The organism is Rhodoferax lithotrophicus (assembly GCF_019973615.1).
GTDB classification, from domain to species: domain Bacteria; phylum Pseudomonadota; class Gammaproteobacteria; order Burkholderiales; family Burkholderiaceae_C; genus Rhodoferax; species Rhodoferax lithotrophicus.
Genome location: NZ_AP024238.1, coordinates 2,713,839 through 2,733,108, shown reverse-complemented (window position 1 = coordinate 2,733,108; position 19,270 = coordinate 2,713,839). Strand labels below are relative to the sequence as shown.

Below are 19,270 nucleotides of genomic sequence, written 5' to 3'. Positions count from 1 at the left end.
TGATCAAGTTCAACGTAATTTTTCTACCGACCCAAGAGACAGTTTCAAAAAAATGAACTCCAAACCTCACAAGACCTGATCAATAAGAGTTCATCATATGAACTTGTGGTGTGACTGGGTATCCCCCATTTAGGGGATTTTGGGTAGCCGATGGACGATGCTGGTCCATGTTCGAAAAATTCAGAGCTTGACGTGTAAGGTTTTGGCGATCATGGCCAACGATTCTGGACTATCCCATTCCTTGGCTCCAATAAACTTTGCAAGTACCCGGCCCTGCGCATCGATCAGTAATGTGAGAGGAAGGCGGTCGGCGCCGAGCATGTTTTCCAAATAGAGTTGACTATCGATGAAATTGGGAAAGGTGACATCATTCTGTTTCAAAAATAGAGTGGCTCGGTCAATGTAGTCGTCAGTTGAGATACCAATCACATTAAATTGCCGTCCGTTGTAGCGCTTTGCCAACCGTTGAACCGATGCCATCTCTTGCTTGCAGGGACCACACCAACTTGCCCAAACGTTAATGATCATTGGTTTGCCTCGAAATGCAGAAAGTTTCTGATTGGGCACCAGCAAACCCTGCATGTGTGCTTCACGTAATACAGAGCCAACTTCGACTTCACCTGGTGTCTTGGCATTAACAAAACTAAGGACACCACCCATAAAAAACAACAAGAACGTGATGATTATTTTCATAGAAGCTGACTTTATCCACTTTCTGAACATGAGCCTGATAGTTCGGGTGGAACCTCACTGCTGAATTTGGATCAAGAAGTTTGACATGGTCCAAGTTAATACAGTTGGTATCCCCTCTTGCCAATCCTCATTTTCTAGGCCAGCTTATTAACCGCTAATCGTTGGTGTTGCCAGTTATAGCCAAGACGCTGACAAACAATATCTTCACAATTAACCAAGTGGCCGTTACCAAAATCCAGGATTTCCAATTTGAACGAAGTCTATTGAGCTTGTTCTCAGCCATTGTGAATACGAATGCACAGACTGAGCCGAATATTATTCCAATAATAAATTGAATTGATTTTTGTTGCCAGTATGGCTCATTAACATTCGAAATAGGCTGGAACAGCTGGACAATGATTCCGAATAATAGCCATCGGACGGTGTAACCGCGCCACCTGTACCAAAGGCCGCCGTTGGTGCTCGTCCATTGAGTTTTTGTTGTAACTGATGGCTGCATACGCTATGTATTTGTGAGAATAGCTGATTGTAGAAGCCTGTTGAACTTGGATTTGAGAGCGCCGGTATTTCCTGCCCTCATCGGACTCTTGAGTTCATAACTTGCGGTATGAGTAGTTTTGTTATGGTGTCTGCACGCTTTGGAATATTGGTAACTTGTTGGGGTCTATAACAAACACCGCTTCGGTGTGTGGCCGACTGTCGTGAATGAATCCGCTTATCCAGGGGGCCTCTGGGTTAGTTCCCCCGGGTGGGGCCTCTGTGGAGGCGCATTCAATCACATCAATTAGCCGGTCTACGATCAGTGCTGCTGTCCTGCCTCTGTTGCGCAGGACTATGGCTACAGCTTGTTCTGGGTTGGCAATTGGTGCTTGTCCTGTCAACTTGCAGGTATCGTAAACCGGCAATATGTCGACATGCCCGTTTATGGAAAATTTCAGCATACCGATTGAATCCGACTGTATGACAGGCGCGGACATATTGCTGGCTGATACCGCTGCAACCACATGTGTACTTGCCAGAGCAAGCAACAGCGAGCCACATTGAACAACCCCGTAACGTGTACTTGATTCGGAGAAGCCAAGGTGCGGTTGGGGCAGTACAAAGCCATCTTCTAACGCCGGGCTGGGGTTGACTGCCGTGAGCATCACCGATTGCACGTCGTCCCGATAACCATCAGTGGTTTTGAACTCCCGATATCCTTTGCTCTTTGCGAAACCCACCAGAAAGGTTTTCCCTTTCCATATGCACCAGGGTTTTTCTGTATATCCCCCAGCTATTTTCGACAGGCTAGGGGAGAAGTCAGGGCAATCTCCCACCGCAATATCCAGATCAGTGCTGGCCAGTACCCGACCATCATGGTTTAAAAAGAACCCAAGCGTGGTGCCTCCAGTAGGCAACGAATCATTCAGCATGGCAGTTAATTCATCGGTGCAATTAAATGCCAGAGCAACACCTCCTAGAGGTTGATCTTCGCCAATTTTGCGGATGGGGGCGCAGTACAGGTAGGTAGCTTCACCATCGGCAAGTGCATGTGGCACCATGCTGGAAACGGTGTAGGCTTGGGTTCCCTTTAGTGCAAAGGTGCGTTGCAAGAGGGCCGCAGGAATTTCAGTATTCTCGGCAAGGCTCTGAGCGTCTCTGGAGACAGCCACAACGCGTCCTTGACGGTCAAACAAGGCTACCCGGCGATATACGGTGTACAGGCTGTTGAGGTGAGCCAATATTTCACTCGCCCGCTGTAGGGTGGTGTCTGAAGGTGAAACTTGCAGGGTTTGGAGCAAATCAGTCAACTCTTCCGATAACACCCACCACCGGCAGTCATTTGCCCGCTCGTACAGATTACGATCCATGATATCCACCGCCAATGTGGCATGAGAAGTCAATTCGACGCGCTTTCCAAGTAACAAAAGACTTTTTAACTCCAAAATAGCGGCATCAAAGGCTGCAATGGTTTGCTTGCTGGTTCGGCCTATCTCTGAAAACACCGGACTGAGGGCAGAGCCAGGAACGTTACCTGACTCATTGAGCTTACCGTTCCAGATAACTCGATTGAGATCATTTCCTATGGTTCTGGCACGAGCGACGATTTGTTGAAGTTCAGCATGTTCCAACTCAATCTCGATTGATGTGTCAGGTATTTTTCCCTGAGTTGATAGTGTGTTATTGCGTGATGATTCAAATGCCTCATCCAATCTGACAAGTGCAAGTGCTGTCCAGCCTGGACCGCTATAACCTTGGTAGCTACGCGTGCCACAGTGTGAAAAAAGATAGTCAACACCTTTGTGATGTATGGTCTGTGCGATGGACTGCTGTCTGGCCTTTGGCAGTCGAACAGTCTCAAGAGGAGCAAAGCAATCGGTGTCACTGCTGGTCACCACGCGGCTATGTTCGTCCAGCACAGCAATGACACTACTTTCATGTTGCAATGCCTTGAAAATGGACATTAGCTCTGACTGCAAATCAAATTTGAGAATCACGACACCACACGGGTATCCATCGTCGGCCACGATGCGATGTGAATAGATCAGCACATTCTCAGCAGTGTTAAACAAGCCGCTTCTTCCATAACACTCTACATATCCTTGTTTGGACAGAACCTCAGACCACCAAGCAGGTGTCACTATGTCTTGTCGGTTGTTGGGTTTGAGTGATAACAACAACTGTGCTGATGCATTTAGAACCAAAATGTCGTCATATACCGTGTATTTATTGCGATATTCAGTTAACCGTGCGTGCAGTTGCGTGCGTAGTTGTTCGTCTGGAGCCTGGACAAATTGAACCAAGGGGCCATCGGTTGCAATAAAGCCCACATCTGCGGTCCGCTCAAACAGATTACGAACCAGGATATCAATGGCCACTTGTGCTCGTGAAGTTAGATCATGATTGCAGTTGGATAAATAAGTGTGTGCAATTTGGTCCACCATTTCCGCTGCCAAGTGGCTAAATGCAGCCCGTGTGTGTTCAAGCGTTGAGATAAATGCCGCTGATTCCGGTGGGCTGACAACTCGTGCGGTGGTCTCGATGACTTTCCAGCTCAAATCCAGCCTTTTGAGGGACTTTTCCAACTTTTGCAATGCTTGCATGCGAGGTGCAACAATTTGTTTGGCGGTATTCATATCTGTCTTGATCTGAGGGTGTTAACTCAATGCAAGCAAATTGCGCACCATGATGAAGCCAACTTGTCAACCGATGCCGATATGTGTTTTGTTTGAATATGCGGACTGCCTGTTTGCCGTTATGCAGCAACTTTGCTTCTTGCCAGGGCAACCGATATCTACCCCATTGTGTGGGACGCATCGGCTTGTAACGGTGCATCAAAGCGATAGGCTTTTCTGCGTCGAGAATGGTGACACTCATTGCCCCTGTGCTGAACACCATTGAAATGGTGTTCAGGAGATCATGGATGCTGATTAGAGTTTGCCAGATACATCAATGTCAACCCGGCGATCAGGTTGCAGGCATGTAATCAAGGCCGGAGTCGCCTTGTTGCCCAGGCAGTCGCCGGGCTTGGTCACCGGATCTGAGCCATTGACCCCCTTGGCACTGATCTTGTGCGCGGGTATGCCGCCAGATTGCACAAGGTAGGTGTTGACCGCCTCAGCGCGGCGTGTCGAAAGCTTTTGGTTATAGGCATGTGAGCCAATGCGGTCAGTGTGTCCGGTGACGTTGATCACATCAAAGTCCACGCCACGCAAATCGGTTGCCAGCTTGTCCAGCTCCAGACGACCGGCAGGCTTGACTGCGGCATTGTCAAAGTCAAACAGCGAATCCGCAGAAAAAGAGACTTTGACAGGCAAGGGTATGGGAGGGGGAAGCGGTACAGGTGGTGGCAGGGCGGCCTCAACTGGTACCGCCACCGCTGGCGCAGGGGCCTGGGCCAACACCACCGGTTCTGCAGTGTAAGCGCGGGTCACAGGGGTGGGTGTTGGCGCGCCAAAACGGTAAACCAAGCCAACGGACACCAAGTCCACATCCCCCTTGTTGCCTACCGCGTCATCTATGCGGTAGCGCTCGATCTCACCACGCAGCATCAGTGCCGGGGCCAGCGCATATTGCAGCCCCAGACCCACTTTCAGGTTGGTGTCACGCGAGCTTGGATTGGGGTTGAGTACATTCACCGCACCTGTGCCCACAAACGTATCATTGGTTTGCATGTGAGTTACCCCCAGGCGGCCAAAGGCCGAGAACTTGTCGGTGATGGGCAGGATGCCCACCGCGTCCAGGTTCACCCCTTTGAGGCGGATGTTGCCGCTTAAGGTGCCCAGCGGGATGGTGCTGGTGTTGAAGCCAAACTGCCCCAGGTCAAAGTAGCCGCCTTCTACGGCGAAGTTTTTATTGAACTGGTAGCCTCCATACAGTTTGAAACCAAGATCACGGTGAATGTCGTTGATCGGCCCCGCTGTGAGACCATTGGCGAGCAGCCCACTGGCGATGCGGGCATCATCAATCGTGGCTTGGGACTGGCCGATATTGGCCCCGCCATACCAGAACGGGGTGTCTGCCATGGCGAAAGGGCTGGCCATGAGTGCCAGTGTGAGCAAGCTGAAACGGCCTGCGAAGCTGAAAAGTCTGCAATGTGTGCGTGTCATGTCGTACTCCGGGTGTTGGTTTAGGGGGCTGGCACGTTGATGACGGTGTCGACCAGCGTGACCGAGGCTCCCAGAGAAAGGGCCCGGCCTTCCAGTGTCACGATATTGACGTTGCCTGCAGTTGAAAATGATGTGCCCGCTTGCGAAATGATCGTGCCCACCATGGTGCCGCCACCGGCGGCGTTGATGGTGGCAAAGCTGCCCACTTGCCAGAACACGTTTTTCGGCAAGGCACCGCCAGCCAGGATGATGCTTTGCGGAAACGCCGCACCAGGCCCGCCCACGGTGAGGGTGGTGGCCATCTGGAACACCCAGGTGGCATTGGCATCACCTTGCGCGTCCAGCGTCAGGTTGCCGCCTTGAATCATGAACGAGCCGCCAGGGGCTACATAGGTTCCTGGCAACAGGGTCAAGCCAGCCAGGTTGGCACCCGGGGCCGGACTTGCGCCACCCACCGGTTTGGCCACCAATGCCAGGTAGGCGGTTTGGGCATCCAGGCGGGCCTGGGTGGCAATGGCGCAGTTGGGGACACTGAAGACGGCTGAGTTGGGGCCGGTGGTGGCGTTGGTGCAGGTGTAAATCCTGCCGTTCACCGCACCGATATTGGCCGGGCTTTCGGTGTAAATGTCACCCAGCGTGTCGTGGAAACCCGTCACCATGGAGGTACCGGTGGCAATCGTGCCAATGTCACCGTTGACTTGGGTGAGGGTGCCGGTGTTGGTCATGCCCGCCGTGCCGCCAAAAGTGCCATACGGTGCGGCGGTATTGAGGGCAATGACCGGTATCACGATAGGAATCGCCGCCGTGGTGAAGCTCCAGACCTTGTTCAGTGCCAAGTTGTTGCCAGCCAGATCAGTCACGCCGGTGGTCACAGTGGCGGTGTAGATGGTGCCTGCCGTCAATGCGGCATTGGGCGTGAAAGTGGCGATCTTGGTGAGTGCATTGAAGCTCACACTGCCTGCCACACCGGTGACACCGGCCAGCGTGAAGCTGGCATTGCTGATGGTCAAGGGGTCTATGGCTTCATTGAATGTGGCATTCACTGCGGTGCTGGTGGCCACATTGGTGGCCAGGTTGGCCGGGCTGACCAGGGTGACCAGGGGTGCGGTGACATCCGCTGCCACGGTTGTCCAACTCCACACATAGTCCACCGCCATCGGGTTGGCTGCCAAATCCTCCACCCCCCCTGCGCCGCCCTTGAGTGTCATGGTGTATTGGGTGCCAGGAGTCAGCGCATTCAGCGGGATGAACAAGGCATCCACCCCTGAATAACTGGTGGTGCCCGTAACGGCCGCACCGCTTACGGTTTGCTTCATCGAGAAATTGATATTGGTCAGGGTCAGCGGGTTGAGGGCTTCGCTGAAGGTGGCATCAATGCGGGTGTTGACGGGCACATTGATGGCATTGTTGGCGTGCACGGTGCTGATGACCCGGGGTGCGGTGGTATCGGTGGCCAAGGCGGTGGTCCAACTCCAGATGTAGTTGCTGACCAGTGCCAAGCCCGTGCTGTTTTTGGCTGCGGTGGTGATCGTTGTAGTACACACCGTGTTTACAGGGAGCATCGTACCCACCGGCAAGGTCAATGTGGCAATTTTGCTGGCGGCGACATAACTCACTGCGGCACCTGCGATGGGGGTGGTGGTCGGGCAAGCCAAGGTGAAACTGGTGGTGCTGAGTGTGGCGGGATTCATCGATTGGCTGAATGCAGCGCTCAGGACTCGGGTGTTGATCGCCACACCCAAGGTATTGGGCAAGGGTGAAACAGCCGTGACCGTGAGCGGCACGACAGGCACCGGGCTGAGGCTGCCAGCCCCCAATATGGGTGACTGTCCGCCACCGCCACATGCGGTGACCAAGATGCTCAGAAGCATGGCCATGAAGCATGGCAACCTTTTTGAATTACCCGCGATTTTTTTCATTCGCCGACCTCTTTGATGGATACAAAAACTTTTGAAATCCAAGACAGCAGACGGCTGACCTGGGTGACTACGTTTTGCACAAGCGCAGAAATGCTGTGCATCACGGGTTTCAGTATCAAGAGGTGCAGCATCTGTGTCCGTGCGCTGGGCAACATAGGTGGCACGCCGAAGAGCTGTTTTGCCTTCACCGGCTGCTGAAATGCGGGGTCTGACGGCCCAGTTTCCAGTAAAGTAATTGACTCTTCAACAATTCAGGCGCAGAATTTCCCCGTGACCGAGTCCCTATTCTCGGTGAAGGAGCCCCGTAGATGACCATGGAACATACATACGCACACACTTGACAGGCGGTTTACCGTCATAACGCTTTCCATACCTGAGAAAGCACACTGAAGGGTAGAGTTCGTTACGAGCTTTGCCCTTTTTCATTGGAATTGACCGAAGACCTTTTGGGCTAGCGCCGCATCCTTATCGCTAAGGCTGCCCCCCACCACCCCGCGTAACCAATCGCAATTCCGACGCAATCTGCCACCCAGTCCTGCAAATCCCCATGCCTCCAACCCGTCAGCCATTGTGCGACCTCAATGCCGATGCCAAACAAGGCCAGGCTAAGTAAAACTGCTCCGGTACGAACCGGGTAAGCTATCAGCCCCAGAAAACCCAGTCCAGCAAAGCCTGCTGCATGCTGCGCCTTGTCCCAGAAGTGAAGGCCTTGGGGCACCTGTTCAGACGGAATAAGTGATAACCACAACGTAACCAGCACCAAGCCCCAGAAAGACCAGCGCCAGAACGGCGAAGCTGAGCGCAACAACAAAGCGAGATTCATGCCGCACAATCAATCGCCACCGGGAATGACCGCGTCAGCCACCGCGCCTACCGCCTTGGCAGTGACCTTAACCCCGGTGGCCACAACGGTGACAGCAGCATCTGCAACAGCCACCACAGCGCAGGCATTTAGCGTCAGTATCGCCACGATACCGGCTACAAAGCGCAGGGTTGTTTTCCAATTAGATGGTGTCATGTTGGAGAAGAGTGGTTTCATTCAAATGATCTTTCAAAAGGCACTCCACCGAACCAAAGTAGAACTGAGCAAGTCCGAATAGTCCAATCCGAACATAAAAAAAGCCCACTACGATTTCTCGTAAGGGCTTCATTCACTAGCGTATCTTTGGCTCCTCGACCTGGGCTCGAACCAGGGACCTACGGATTAACAGTCCGGCGCTCTACCAACTGAGCTATCGAGGAACAAGTCCTATATTATAGACAGGTTTTTTTGCTGATTTAAGTAACTGTTCTTTAAAAAGCATAAATATTCTTTTAAATCCAAAGCGGGTTAAATCTCTGTTCTGTGGGACGTTAGAAAAACTACTGTAGTTGAGGGCACTGTAAAACGAAGACGAGTCGCAGGGTATGTGAGTTGTAGTGCAGCCAATACCCGTCCTCTCAAGGCTGGAAGATTTGTTATTTTTTCTTAAAAAGATAAAAATGTATGGCATAATTTCAGTCTGTTACCGATAAGGGAATGGGGCGGTTAGCTCAGGGGTAGAGCACAGCATTCACACTGCTGGGGTCGGAGGTTCGAAGCCTCCACCGCCCACCATGATTTTAGAAAAAGACCTAGATTTTCTAGGTCTTTTTTTGTCAATTTTGTTCAATTTGCATAGTGATCATGGCAAGAAAATCTGAACGACCTTCGTTGGCGCTGTCAGAATAACAGCGCGCCATACCCCAGAGTTTTTAGCTTCGCAGGTGGCATACGTACGAGATGTGAATGCGTACCAAGATGATGGCATTTTGATCACCAAACCTCAGCAAAGTTTTGGTTTTAGGCTGCCAATGATTCTCCGGTGTGTAGATAGGGCGACTGTTGCAGCATCAGTTTTATTGCGTTGTTCAAGCAACTCGACAAGTACTAACCTCAAGGGTGCTGTCATTCAGGTAATGTTGGATAGCCACTCGTCCTAGATATCCAAAGAGACCATAACCTATCCCTGCCCCCGTTATGGATGTTTCGAGTATGTTCATACATCCAGGCATGGTTCATGACTTAACTTGATCAAGTGCACCTTTTCTAGGATGGCGTGTACATTCCAGCGACACATCCGGGTTACATCCAATGACGATTTGAAGCAGCACATCTTAAAAGGCAATGCAGAGATCACGGCATTGACCAGTAGTGTTTTGTTGGAAAAAACTCGACCTTGGATTGATTGGATGTGCTCTTTCTGTAACAAGTTGCTAGCCCTCGTGGAGGTTAACCATGGATCGAGTAGATTGCGTAGTTGTTGGCGCTGGTGTTGTCGGTTTGGCTGTTGCACGCAGCTTGGCGTTAGCTGGCCGTGAGGTTTTGGTGTTGGAAACCGCTGGTGCAATTGGTACAGCGACCAGTTCACGAAACAGCGAAGTCATTCATGCCGGAATTTATTACAAACCTGATTCGCTGAAAGCGCACCTATGTGTTTTAGGTAACAAGATGCTGTACGCCTACTGTGAAGCCCGTGGCATCGCTCATCGTCGTTGCGGGAAAATGATCGTTGCTACCGATTCAGATCAGAAGGCCAAGCTTCTGAACATTGAAGAAGCTGCCAAACGAAATGGAATTACAGATTTGGTATGGCTTGATCGGCAAACAGCCTTGAAATTAGAACCCCAATTGGTTTGTGATGCCGCTTTGTTATCTTCCAGCACGGGTATTGTGGACAGTCATGCATTGATGTTGTCATTGCAGGCGGATATTGAAAATGCAGGGGGCACAGTGGTGCTTCATAGCACCTTGATGCAAGCCAAACTTGAACCCAATGTCATTGAATTAACCATGAAGGATGGCACCCGACTGGCGTGTAATGTGTTGGTTAATGCAGCAGGATTAACGGCATCGAGTTTGGCTAGAAATTTTTCAGGCTTAGGCCATGAACATATTCCCACCACTTTTTATGCCAAAGGCAATTATTTTGCACTCTCGGGTAAAGCGCCGTTCACGCATTTGATTTACCCAGTCCCAGAGGCTGGGGGCTTGGGCGTACATTTAACGATTGATTTAGCTGGACAAGCCAAGTTTGGCCCAGATGTGCAGTGGGTTGACTCTGTTGACGACCTTGTTGTTGATGCTGAGCGCGGAGATGCGTTCTATGCTGAAGTTCGCAAATACTGGCCAAGTTTGCAGGATGGCGCATTAATGCCAGCATATGCAGGTATTCGACCAAAAATCAGTGGCCCGAATGAGCCTGTTAGTGACTTTGTCATTCAAGGTGCCAACGTTCATGGACACCCAGGCTTGGTCAACCTTTTTGGGATTGAATCGCCTGGCTTAACCAGTTCGTTGGCAATTGGAGAAGCCGTTATTCAGTTACTTGATAATTAAATCAATAGCAGTGTATTCACTATTTATAAGCACTGGAAGGTCTTTTTTATTAGAGATGCAGTCTCGGACACCAGTTCTGGGCCTTGATAAATCAAGCCACTGTAAATTTGCACCACATCTGCGCCAGCACGGATTTTGCTCACGGCATCTTGCGCACTCATGATGCCGCCCACGCCAATGATTGGAAAATTCTGACCCAAGCTGGCGCGTAATTGTGAAATCACCCGGTTGCTCATGGTCAACACGGGAGCCCCAGAAAGTCCACCCGCTTCTTGCGCGTGCTCCATGCCTTGAACGGCATCGCGGCTTAACGTGGTGTTTGTGGCGATCACTCCCCAAGCATTGTTCACTTTGCCTTGAGTGTCTTTCCCATAACGTTGTAGTGTTTGGGCGATGACCGCAATTTGTGTTTCATCCAGATCGGGGGCGATTTTCAGAAAAATGGGAACGCGCTTGCCAGATGTTTGGGCCAACTCTTCACGTCGTTTGGAGATGGCTCCCAGCAAGGCATCCAGTGCATCATCATTTTGCAGAGTGCGCAGATTTTTGGTGTTGGGACTGGAGATGTTGACAGTCACGTAATCGGCATAGGGATAAACACCGTCAAGGCAAATCAAATAATCATCCGTGGCACGTTCCATAGGTGTCGCGGCGTTTTTACCGATGTTCAACCCTAACAACATCATAGCGGGTTCAGCCGGGTGGGTGCTGCGCTGCTGGTAAAGGCGAGATTGTTGGACGTTAGCAATAAAAGCATCCAGACCATCGTTGTTGAAGCCGAGTCGGTTGATTAATCCCATGGCTTTTGGCAAGCGAAACATGCGTGGTTTTGGGTTGCCACTTTGGGCCAATGGGGTCACCGTGCCTACTTCCACAAAACCGAAACCCATCGCCCCCAGGCCGTCAATACAGCGAGCATTTTTATCCAGTCCCGCAGCCAACCCCACACGGTTTGGAAACGTGAGCCCCGCCAACTCAATGGGGTCACAAACTCGGTTGCCTCGGTAAGCCCAATTCAGGAGTGAGTGCTGGGTACGCGCCAGGGTATTCAGAGTCAATTCATGAGCCGCCTCAGGATCCATGCCAAATAAAAACGGACGGGTCAACGCGTAAGGAACAAGAGCCATTGGATAATTGTTTCGTTAAAAATGCGTCCGATTTTCACCTATACATCTTAGAAAGGCCAACAACATGTCCACACTCTCGCAAGACGATCTCAAAACCCTGGTTGGGCATGCTGCATTGAAGTATGTGGTACTGGGTGAAGTTGTCGGTGTGGGTACGGGTTCAACGGTAAATAAGTTCATCGACGCGTTGGCCACCATCAAAGAACAGATCAAGGGCGCGGTGTCGAGTTCAAACGCCAGTACCGAACGTCTTAAAGCTTTGGGCATCCCGGTCTTTGATTCCAATGAGGTGGATGAACTCGCGGTTTACATTGACGGCGCGGATGAAATTGATCGCCAGGGTTTCATGATCAAAGGTGGTGGAGCTGCGCTGACACGTGAAAAAATCATTGCATCCCAGTCAAAGCAATTTGTGTGTATTGCCGATGAGTCGAAATTGGTGACCACCTTGGGCCGGTTTCCATTACCTGTTGAAGTAATACCGATGGCTGCTCAGCGCATCATCAGGCAGTTTCGTGCCATGGGTGGGGAGGCTCAAATACGTTTGCGTGACGGTCAACCACTGGTGACTGACAACGGCCAACATATTGTGGATGTAACCGGGCTGCAAATCACCGATCCGCTGAAGTTTGAGACCCAGGTAAGTCAATGGCCTGGCGTGGTGACGGTCGGTGTATTTGCCTTTCAGAAAGCACATGTGTGCTTATTGGGCACCGCACAAGGTGTCCAAACACTCACGTTTTAAGGGGAAACCCAATACGGCTGTAGCACAAGCTCTTTTCAACAAACAGGCAGGTAGCAAACGGCCGGTAACCAAGACCGGAGCAGGGCAGTGGGGCGCATCGCTCTCTTTTACCGGTTCTTTGCATGACCTGCATGTCGCATCCCTTTCCAACAAAACGGTGCGTGGTCGCTCAGTGCGGACAAAAATCCCGGATCATCCTGGCAGCTTGGGTATGGGTTTTCTGTGGCAGTGGAACTCGCGGTACAGCGTGAGAACATGGGATTGGGCATCTGGCCAACTCCGATAATCGTTCAGAAATTCAGGCATGTCATGCCTGTCGAATAGCTGGCATTGTGATCAGACAAGTCAGTTTAGACGGAAATCAGGCACGCAAGGCCTCCAGGGATCGTGCCAGTTTGGCCTCTATAGGCCAAGGTTCAGCACCCATGCGGGCAACCAACAGCTCAGCACACAGTACAGAGAAGCTCAATCCACGTGAGCCCATGCCGGCACATATCCACAAACTGGGTTGATCTGTGGCATCCAATGGCCCCACCACGGGTAGTCGATCTGCGGTGATGCAGCGCGTGCCTTTCCAAGCGTGAAGTGTGCCCGCCTCAAAGACGGGTGCCAGCTTTTGAGCTAGTGACGGAAGCAATTCCTTCAAATGTTCCAAGTTCCGAAGATGGTTTTCTTGGTCGCTGCGCTCCAGTTGAGCATCGGGTTGGTACGAAGACCCCATGAACCACGTTAGACCGTTTTCCGTAGGAACACAGGACACGATGCTGCCCGCACCATTGACCGGAAATGGTGCAAACCTTGCTTCCTCAGGTTCGGCATGCAAAGCCCAGCTGAGCAAGCCAAGCATTCCTTGTTTTGAAGGTAAATGAGACTCTTGTGCTTGTGTATCAAGCGCTGAGTGCTTCATTTTTTGAAGCAATTCAAAAGCCCCGTTCGCATTGGCAAACACCACACATTCGGCTTCACAAAGCATCTCACTTGAATTATTGCTCAGCACCCATGTGGGCCCTTGGCGGCGAACATCTGTCACTGCGGCATTGCCCAGAAAAGTAATCCCTGGTTGATTAAGCCAAGCCTTGACCAAGGCGGCAGGTTTGATCCAGGCACCCTTGGGATGCCAAAGTCCTGAGCCCAAAGCCACGTCACCATCAGGATGCCCATTGGCTGACCATTGTGTACCTTCAGATGACCAAGTCAAAGGCAATTTTGGGGTACCTCCGATTTGACGCTCAAACACACCGCTAGGAGCCCAGTCCCTGTTCACGTTCAGCAATTCACTAACTTGTTGCAGCATCATCCTGACACCTGCGCGTGACAGGCGTGACAGTGTGCAATCGTCACTTGAAACATGGGGGAGTACCAAGCCCACAGGCAGTCCGGATGCACCTGCGGCAGGTGTCTCGGCTTGATCAAGCACCGTGACTTGCCAGCCACGCCGGGCCAATGATGTGGCAACGGCAGCTCCAGCCAAGCCAGCGCCAATGACGGCGCACCTTAATACGGGTAAGGGGCCCGTTTTTGTCGTTGGGCGTGTCCTTTGGAGTGTCCAGGCGGGATCAAAGTAACCGGAAAATGAGCTTGGCTTTTGGCGATATGAGTCATCGCCATCCGATTTCATCGGTTCCAACGTGAAGCCACATTGGGTCAGTACTCTTGGCCATCCCGGAGTTTCAGCGGCATCAGCATGACGCATCACCAGGCGAGTTCCACGCCGACAGCAATGGGCAATGGCTTTCAAAAACCAAGACAACTCGTCCTGGCAGGTATGAGGCAGCGTGAGTTCGATGGCATCTGCTTCAAATTGCTGTGCTCTCAGCATCGGCAAAGGCTCACCCACACACAGGGTCAGCACAACTTGGCCTTGCTCAAGTAAAAAACGATGAAAACCTGGCAACAGTCCAAACCAGTGATGACTGAGCTCAAGCGCTAGCGATGCAAGTTTGGGGTGAGCCTCGAAATGCTTGATCAGCTCAGAGGCACTGCATGGCTGTTGACACACAGCCACGTAGTGCAACAAACGCGGGTGATCTGCGTCTTCAAGCCATGTGAGCCAAGTGGCTAGAAAAGTGTTGCCTGAGCCAAATTGCGTGTCAAGAATACGCCAATCAGGCTGTTTTTGCCAGGGATGCCCTTGGGGGCTCAAAGCATCACCTCAGGCTTTGGGTGGCACATAACCCTGCGCAGCGTCCGCTCCACCACCAAAGAAATGATTTTCCATTTGGCGTGCCAGATACTGACGGGCCCGGGCATCTGCCAGATTCAGGCGGTTTTCATTAACCAGCATGGTTTGATGCTTGAGCCAATCAGCCCAAGCTTGTTTGCTAACACTCTCCCACAGACGTTTGCCGAGTTCGCCAGGGTAGGGGGCAAAATCAAGCCCTTCAGCTTCAATACCCAGTTTGATGCATTTCACAGTGCGTGCCATAAATACCCTTTGAGAGAACGTTCAAAAGGGTTAACTTTAGCAAGCTTTTCCGTAGTCGGGCTGACTGGCGTAAAATCTACCCCTATGGCAAAAGCAGATACCAAAACTAAAATCGTGGCCGATGGCCTTCGTTACAAATCCAAAGTGTCGGGTTCTCCCTTCACAGCGGCAACTTCTTTTGGTGCCGCCACCATGTCGTGCTTTTTGTGTGGCAAACACAGAGCACGTTCACAGATGGTGTCCAAAAAAATATTGGGAAAATCTCAGGCGGTGTGTTCTCCATCCTGTAAAGCGCTGGACGAAGCTTCCAAATAATCCATGGTTTCTGGCATGGTCTGTTTGGAGGAAATGCGATGAGCTTCGGATTGGCTTTGCTTGATCAGAAACCAAGACGTTTTTTTGTCCTGGTTTGTGTTGCTTGTCTATCCATGCTGGCCTTTGGTTTGTACTTGCAACAAAGTGTTGGCCTGAATCCTTGTCCAATGTGCATTGTTCAACGCTATGCACTTATTTTGATAGCTGTTACGGCTGGTCTTGCAGCGCTTGGCGACAAAAAATCTCTACACATTACAAGCGCTTTTCTGATGCTTGTTGAGGCCGGTTTTGGCGCTTTTGTGGCTGCGAGACAAAGTTGGTTGCAATGGTATCCCCCCGAGATCGCCACTTGTGGGCGCGATTTCTACGGCATGATTGAAAACTTCCCAATCAACCGCGTGATTCCAATGATCTTTAAGGGCAGCGGCGACTGTTCTGCTGTGGACTGGACATTTCTTGGCGGTTCTATCGCCAATTGGTCTTTTGTTTGTTTTTTCTTGATTGGCGTACTGGCCCTGTTGCTGATCTGGCAACGGGCCTCACACCACTGAGTTTGTTACAGCAGCACGCTACCAGGGTGCTCGCCGCGTTCGTACACTACATGAGCACGCCCCACCAGCAAGGTGTCGAGCGTGCCGATGTTGGTCACATCCTTGTTGGTATACGGTAGTTTATGCAACACATAGCGCATGGCATTGAGTCGGGCGCGTTTTTTGCAATCTGATTTGATGACTGTCCAAGGGGCATCGGCGGTATCGGTTTCAAAAAACATCGCTTCTTTGGCCTTGGTGTAGTCGTCCCATTTGTCCAGAGAAGCCAAGTCAATCGGACTGAGTTTCCATTGTTTCAGCGGGTGTAGCTCGCGCTCTTTGAACCGGCGGCGCTGCTCTTTGCGGCTCACTGAAAACCAGAATTTGATCAGATATACCCCGCTTTGCACCAACTGACGCTCAAACAAGGGGGCCTGGTGAATGAATTGCTGGTACTCAGATTCTGAACAAAACCCCATCACACGTTCAACCCCGGCACGGTTGTACCAGGAGCGGTCAAACAATACGATTTCGCCAGCAGTGGGCAAATGCTGCACATAGCGTTGAAAGTACCATTGACCACGTTCGGCTTCTGAAGGTTTTTCAAGCGCTACCACACGGGCACCCCGGGGATTCAGGTGCTCCATAAAACGCCGAATGGTGCCCCCCTTGCCCGCCGCATCACGTCCTTCAAACAAGATCACCACACGTTGACCTGTTTCTTTGGCCCAGCTCTGCAGTTTCAGCAATTCAACTTGCAACTTGTATTTTTGGGCCTCATAGCGTTTGCGTGACATCAGGTTCTTATACGGATAACCCCCGGTGCGCCAATCGCTGGCCAACTCTTCATCAGGCTGCGAGCCCATACCTTTGGGGCTCACCTGGCTTTCCAATAACATTTGCCGAATGGCTGCGGCATCATCGGGTGAACTGCCTTCAAGCAAGGTTTTTAGTGCGTCCAGTTTGCTGGTGTGAACCGACATGATGTCTTTCACTGCATTGATCTTGCTGCCTTGCGCTGCATCTACGCTGGCCTGGATCGCCTTGCGCGAAACGCCAGCTTGGGTTTTTGCGCCCGTAACGTCGCCTCGCCCAACGCTACGCACCTTGACTATCTTGGGTTGAGATATTGATTTTGCGGCTAAGTTGCGACTGGGCTTACGGTGTGTTGGATTCAGTACTGCCTTTTCAGCATGATTGATTGTGGAAGAGGGAACTTCAGGCTCATTCATGTCAAACTTTCGATGATTTTTATTCATGAATTTTGTGACGCACCTCATTCAATAGGCTTGATCTGAATCAATCAAACCTATTTTTCGCGGCAGCCGCAAGGCTTCAAAGTGTCAAAGAATCAAGTGATTCGTAGCTTTTTTTAAGCCAATTTTTTACACGTTGGCGCTCCAGCATACCGAGCGCATCGGGTTCTGAACGCTGGTGAATGGCTGCCCAGAAGCTGGCGTTTTGTCGATCAATTTTCCGCATGCTGGCTTCGTGTAACTGCCCCAAGCTGATCACCGTGGCACCCAATTCAAGCGCTTTGGCCATGGCTGCAGATGTTTCCAGCTGAGAAAAATCGGTCCCTCGGCCCTGATTTTTCACAATGATGTAGTTGGCTGCACTGCCATAGGTTTCTAGCAATCGCCCAAGCAAATCCACCGAGTCTTTGCCAGCGTCTGCGACATGCCAGAAATTTACCCGCACACCCAAGTCGGCCAGCAAGCTCAGCAGGTCAGAGTCCTGAATCCAGCGAGCCAGGGGGGATGCGGTTTGCGCTGCCAGATCCACGATCACGCGGGGCAGCTCACCCTGTTCTGGTGCAGACTCAAAAACACTCACGACCCGATCCAGGCCTTCATAACTGTCAACCAGCACCGGTGAGGCGTAGTCCGCGTAAAAACGAGTGAAAGAGGTGTGCGAGCGATCTGTGTCAAAGCCAATAAAGGCCTTGTCCTGATCAATGAAATACTGGGCCAAAACCCGCGCAAGCACAGATTTACCCACACCACCTTTTTCGCCGCCGATGAAATTGAGAGAGCTCATAAAATTTTCCTGTATGAAGTAATTAAATTGAAACCTAGCGGTCTGTCCATAAAACAGAGCAAGAGTCGTGCTCGAAAATAGCTTGATGATGAGCTCAGGTGATTTTTTTCACCAGTACCTGGCTTTTGCGATCCCAGTTGTATTTGCGTTTGCGTGCCTCGGGTAACCAGTCGGGATCGACCTGCACAAACCCGCGTTTGATGAACCAATGCATGGTGCGTGTGGTCAGTACAAAAATACTCTCCAACCCGGCCAATTTGGCACGCTGCTCAATACGTTTGAGCACACGCTCGCCATCACCCTGGCTTTGTACTTGAGGCGACACAGTCAGCGCTGCCATTTCTGCGGTGCGTGCCTCCGGGTACGCATACAGGGCTGCGCAGGCAAAAATCACACCGTCGTGCTCTATCACGGTGTACAGACCTACATCGCGCTCGATTTCGGTGCGACTACGCTTGACAAGGGTGCCATCTTTCTCGAACGGTTCAATCAGCTGCAAGATGCCACCGACATCGTCCACGCTGGCTTCGCGCAGGCTCTCCAGCTTTTCATCCACCACCATGGTGCCAATGCCGTCGTGCACATAAACCTCCAGCAAGATGGAGCCGTCCACCATAAATGGAATGATGTGACTGCGCTCTACGCCACCTTTGCAAGCCTTGACACAATGTTGCAGATAAAAAGCAGTGTCGCTGGGTTTGTCTGCAGCGGGTAAGTCGCGAAGCAATTTCTCGGCAGCAGCCAGCGGCAATTCGGTGTCAATCGGGTTGTCTTCGCTGACCGGTTGATGGATGTCGGTGGCAATACCGTGGACTTCGGTGACAAAAATGAGCTTGTCGGCCTGCAAGGCCACAGCCACTGAGGTCGCTACTTCTTCCATGGTCAGGTTAAAAGCTTCCCCCGTGGGGGAGAAGCCAAATGGCGACATCAACACCAGTGCCCCCATGTCCAGTGAGCGCATGATCCCGGCTGTGTCAATCTTGCGCACTACGCCCGAGTGTTGGAAATCGATGCCATCCACAATCCCTACTGGTCGTGCAGTTAAAAAATTGCCAGAAATCACCCGCACCGTAGCTCCGGCCATGGGGGTGTTGGGCAGGCCCTGGCTGAAAGCGGCTTCAATTTCGTAACGCAGTTGGCCCGCGGCCTCTTGGGCGCAATCCAGTGCCACCTCGTCGGTGATGCGAATTCCCTGAAAGTAACGAGGTGAATGGCCTTTGGCTTTTAGCTGCTCATTCACCTGTGGACGAAAGCCGTGCACCAGGACAACCTTGACCCCCATACTTTGAATCAGCGCCAAATCCTGAGCCAGATTGGGCAATTTGCCAGCAGCAATAGCCTCTCCGCACACCCCGACAACAAAGGTCTGGTGGCGAAATTTATGAATATACGGTGCCACCGAGCGAAACCAGGGGACAAAGGTGAAGTTGAAAACAGAGGGCATAGGGCAATAGGGGCTTGAATACAGGTGAATCGGATGCAAAAAGTGTATCAGTCAGCACGTTGCAACATACAGCCCCCGCCACTCC

At 51.5% G+C, this 19,270-nt stretch carries 16 protein-coding genes and 2 tRNA genes; 5 read left to right on the top strand and 13 right to left on the bottom strand.

What is annotated here, in order from left to right; all coding sequences use genetic code 11:
• Positions 1–180: 180 nt before the first annotated feature.
• From LDN84_RS12595 to LDN84_RS12565, 7 genes are all read right to left on the bottom strand, one after another.
• Positions 181–693, bottom strand: coding sequence for a TlpA family protein disulfide reductase (locus tag LDN84_RS12595; RefSeq protein ID WP_223903804.1), 513 nt, complete (start codon positions 691–693; stop codon positions 181–183).
• A gap of 620 nt (positions 694–1,313) precedes the next feature.
• Complete coding sequence (locus LDN84_RS12590; RefSeq protein ID WP_223903803.1) at positions 1,314–3,809, bottom strand: chemotaxis protein CheW; 2,496 nt, start codon at positions 3,807–3,809, stop codon at positions 1,314–1,316.
• Between the two features lie 294 nt (positions 3,810–4,103).
• Entirely contained in the window at positions 4,104–5,282 is a 1,179-nt protein-coding gene (locus LDN84_RS12585; protein ID WP_223903802.1) for an outer membrane beta-barrel protein, read from the bottom strand.
• A 20-nt stretch (positions 5,283–5,302) separates the two neighbouring features.
• Complete coding sequence (locus LDN84_RS12580) at positions 5,303–7,153, bottom strand: Ig-like domain-containing protein (RefSeq protein WP_223903801.1); 1,851 nt, start codon at positions 7,151–7,153, stop codon at positions 5,303–5,305.
• 499 nt (positions 7,154–7,652) lie between these two features.
• Positions 7,653–8,024 carry a VanZ family protein gene (locus LDN84_RS12575; protein ID WP_223903800.1) on the bottom strand — a complete coding sequence of 124 codons (372 nt, stop codon included), beginning with the start codon at positions 8,022–8,024 and terminating at the stop codon, positions 7,653–7,655.
• Positions 8,025–8,033: 9 nt separating this feature from the next.
• Positions 8,034–8,219, bottom strand: coding sequence for a hypothetical protein (locus LDN84_RS12570; RefSeq protein WP_223903799.1), 186 nt, complete (start codon positions 8,217–8,219; stop codon positions 8,034–8,036).
• A gap of 148 nt (positions 8,220–8,367) precedes the next feature.
• Positions 8,368–8,443 (bottom strand) — tRNA-Asn (locus LDN84_RS12565).
• A gap of 280 nt (positions 8,444–8,723) precedes the next feature.
• Between LDN84_RS12565 and LDN84_RS12560 the strand changes: the two genes are divergently transcribed.
• Positions 8,724–8,798 (top strand) — tRNA-Val (locus tag LDN84_RS12560).
• 660 nt (positions 8,799–9,458) lie between these two features.
• Positions 9,459–10,559: an NAD(P)/FAD-dependent oxidoreductase gene (locus LDN84_RS12555; protein WP_223903798.1), complete on the top strand. Its 1,101-nt coding sequence runs from the start codon at positions 9,459–9,461 to the stop codon at positions 10,557–10,559.
• Positions 10,560–10,582: 23 nt separating this feature from the next.
• Here LDN84_RS12555 and LDN84_RS12550 read toward each other — a convergent pair whose 3' ends face one another.
• Positions 10,583–11,686, bottom strand: a complete 1,104-nt coding sequence (locus tag LDN84_RS12550; RefSeq protein WP_223903797.1) for a quinone-dependent dihydroorotate dehydrogenase — start codon at positions 11,684–11,686, stop codon at positions 10,583–10,585.
• 64 nt (positions 11,687–11,750) lie between these two features.
• Here LDN84_RS12550 and rpiA point away from each other — a divergent pair, with 64 nt between their 5' ends.
• A complete protein-coding gene (rpiA, locus tag LDN84_RS12545) occupies positions 11,751–12,431 on the top strand; it encodes a ribose-5-phosphate isomerase RpiA (protein WP_223903796.1) in 681 nt (226 codons plus the stop codon).
• Positions 12,432–12,792: 361 nt separating this feature from the next.
• Here rpiA and mnmC1 read toward each other — a convergent pair whose 3' ends face one another.
• Positions 12,793–14,574 (bottom strand): FAD-dependent 5-carboxymethylaminomethyl-2-thiouridine(34) oxidoreductase MnmC1, encoded by a 1,782-nt coding sequence (mnmC1, locus tag LDN84_RS12540; protein ID WP_223903795.1) that lies wholly within the window; start codon positions 14,572–14,574, stop codon positions 12,793–12,795.
• A gap of 9 nt (positions 14,575–14,583) precedes the next feature.
• Positions 14,584–14,856, bottom strand: a complete 273-nt coding sequence (locus tag LDN84_RS12535) for an oxidative damage protection protein (protein ID WP_223903794.1) — start codon at positions 14,854–14,856, stop codon at positions 14,584–14,586.
• 84 nt (positions 14,857–14,940) lie between these two features.
• Here LDN84_RS12535 and LDN84_RS12530 point away from each other — a divergent pair, with 84 nt between their 5' ends.
• Together LDN84_RS12530 and LDN84_RS12525 are read left to right on the top strand one after the other, a co-directional pair.
• On the top strand, positions 14,941–15,171 hold the full coding sequence (locus LDN84_RS12530) for a hypothetical protein (RefSeq protein ID WP_223903793.1): 231 nt from the start codon (positions 14,941–14,943) through the stop codon (positions 15,169–15,171).
• Between the two features lie 38 nt (positions 15,172–15,209).
• Positions 15,210–15,722, top strand: coding sequence for a disulfide bond formation protein B (locus tag LDN84_RS12525; RefSeq protein ID WP_223903792.1), 513 nt, complete (start codon positions 15,210–15,212; stop codon positions 15,720–15,722).
• A gap of 5 nt (positions 15,723–15,727) precedes the next feature.
• Here LDN84_RS12525 and ppk2 read toward each other — a convergent pair whose 3' ends face one another.
• The 3 genes from ppk2 to argA form a co-directional block, all read right to left on the bottom strand.
• Positions 15,728–16,933 (bottom strand): polyphosphate kinase 2, encoded by a 1,206-nt coding sequence (gene ppk2 / locus LDN84_RS12520; RefSeq protein WP_435405880.1) that lies wholly within the window; start codon positions 16,931–16,933, stop codon positions 15,728–15,730.
• A 103-nt stretch (positions 16,934–17,036) separates the two neighbouring features.
• Positions 17,037–17,741 (bottom strand): P-loop NTPase family protein, encoded by a 705-nt coding sequence (locus tag LDN84_RS12515; RefSeq protein WP_223903791.1) that lies wholly within the window; start codon positions 17,739–17,741, stop codon positions 17,037–17,039.
• Between the two features lie 94 nt (positions 17,742–17,835).
• Positions 17,836–19,185 (bottom strand): amino-acid N-acetyltransferase, encoded by a 1,350-nt coding sequence (gene argA, locus LDN84_RS12510; protein WP_223903790.1) that lies wholly within the window; start codon positions 19,183–19,185, stop codon positions 17,836–17,838.
• Between the last annotated feature and the right edge of the window lie 85 nt (positions 19,186–19,270).

Bases quoted from the DNA above. Each gene is read 5' to 3' on its own strand.
- LDN84_RS12595 (WP_223903804.1), bottom strand. From the start codon at position 693: ATGAAAATAATCATCACGTTCTTGTTGTTTTTTATGGGTGGTGTCCTT.
- LDN84_RS12590 (WP_223903803.1), bottom strand. From the start codon at position 3,809: ATGAATACCGCCAAACAAATTGTTGCACCTCGCATGCAAGCATTGCAA.
- LDN84_RS12585 (WP_223903802.1), bottom strand. From the start codon at position 5,282: ATGACACGCACACATTGCAGACTTTTCAGCTTCGCAGGCCGTTTCAGC.
- LDN84_RS12580 (WP_223903801.1), bottom strand. From the start codon at position 7,153: ATGCTTCTGAGCATCTTGGTCACCGCATGTGGCGGTGGCGGACAGTCA.
- LDN84_RS12575 (WP_223903800.1), bottom strand. From the start codon at position 8,024: ATGAATCTCGCTTTGTTGTTGCGCTCAGCTTCGCCGTTCTGGCGCTGG.
- LDN84_RS12570 (WP_223903799.1), bottom strand. From the start codon at position 8,219: ATGACACCATCTAATTGGAAAACAACCCTGCGCTTTGTAGCCGGTATC.
- LDN84_RS12555 (WP_223903798.1), top strand. From the start codon at position 9,459: ATGGATCGAGTAGATTGCGTAGTTGTTGGCGCTGGTGTTGTCGGTTTG.
- LDN84_RS12550 (WP_223903797.1), bottom strand. From the start codon at position 11,686: ATGGCTCTTGTTCCTTACGCGTTGACCCGTCCGTTTTTATTTGGCATG.
- rpiA (WP_223903796.1), top strand. From the start codon at position 11,751: ATGTCCACACTCTCGCAAGACGATCTCAAAACCCTGGTTGGGCATGCT.
- LDN84_RS12535 (WP_223903794.1), bottom strand. From the start codon at position 14,856: ATGGCACGCACTGTGAAATGCATCAAACTGGGTATTGAAGCTGAAGGG.
- LDN84_RS12530 (WP_223903793.1), top strand. From the start codon at position 14,941: ATGGCAAAAGCAGATACCAAAACTAAAATCGTGGCCGATGGCCTTCGT.
- LDN84_RS12525 (WP_223903792.1), top strand. From the start codon at position 15,210: ATGAGCTTCGGATTGGCTTTGCTTGATCAGAAACCAAGACGTTTTTTT.
- ppk2 (WP_435405880.1), bottom strand. From the start codon at position 16,933: ATGAATGAGCCTGAAGTTCCCTCTTCCACAATCAATCATGCTGAAAAG.
- LDN84_RS12515 (WP_223903791.1), bottom strand. From the start codon at position 17,741: ATGAGCTCTCTCAATTTCATCGGCGGCGAAAAAGGTGGTGTGGGTAAA.
- argA (WP_223903790.1), bottom strand. From the start codon at position 19,185: ATGCCCTCTGTTTTCAACTTCACCTTTGTCCCCTGGTTTCGCTCGGTG.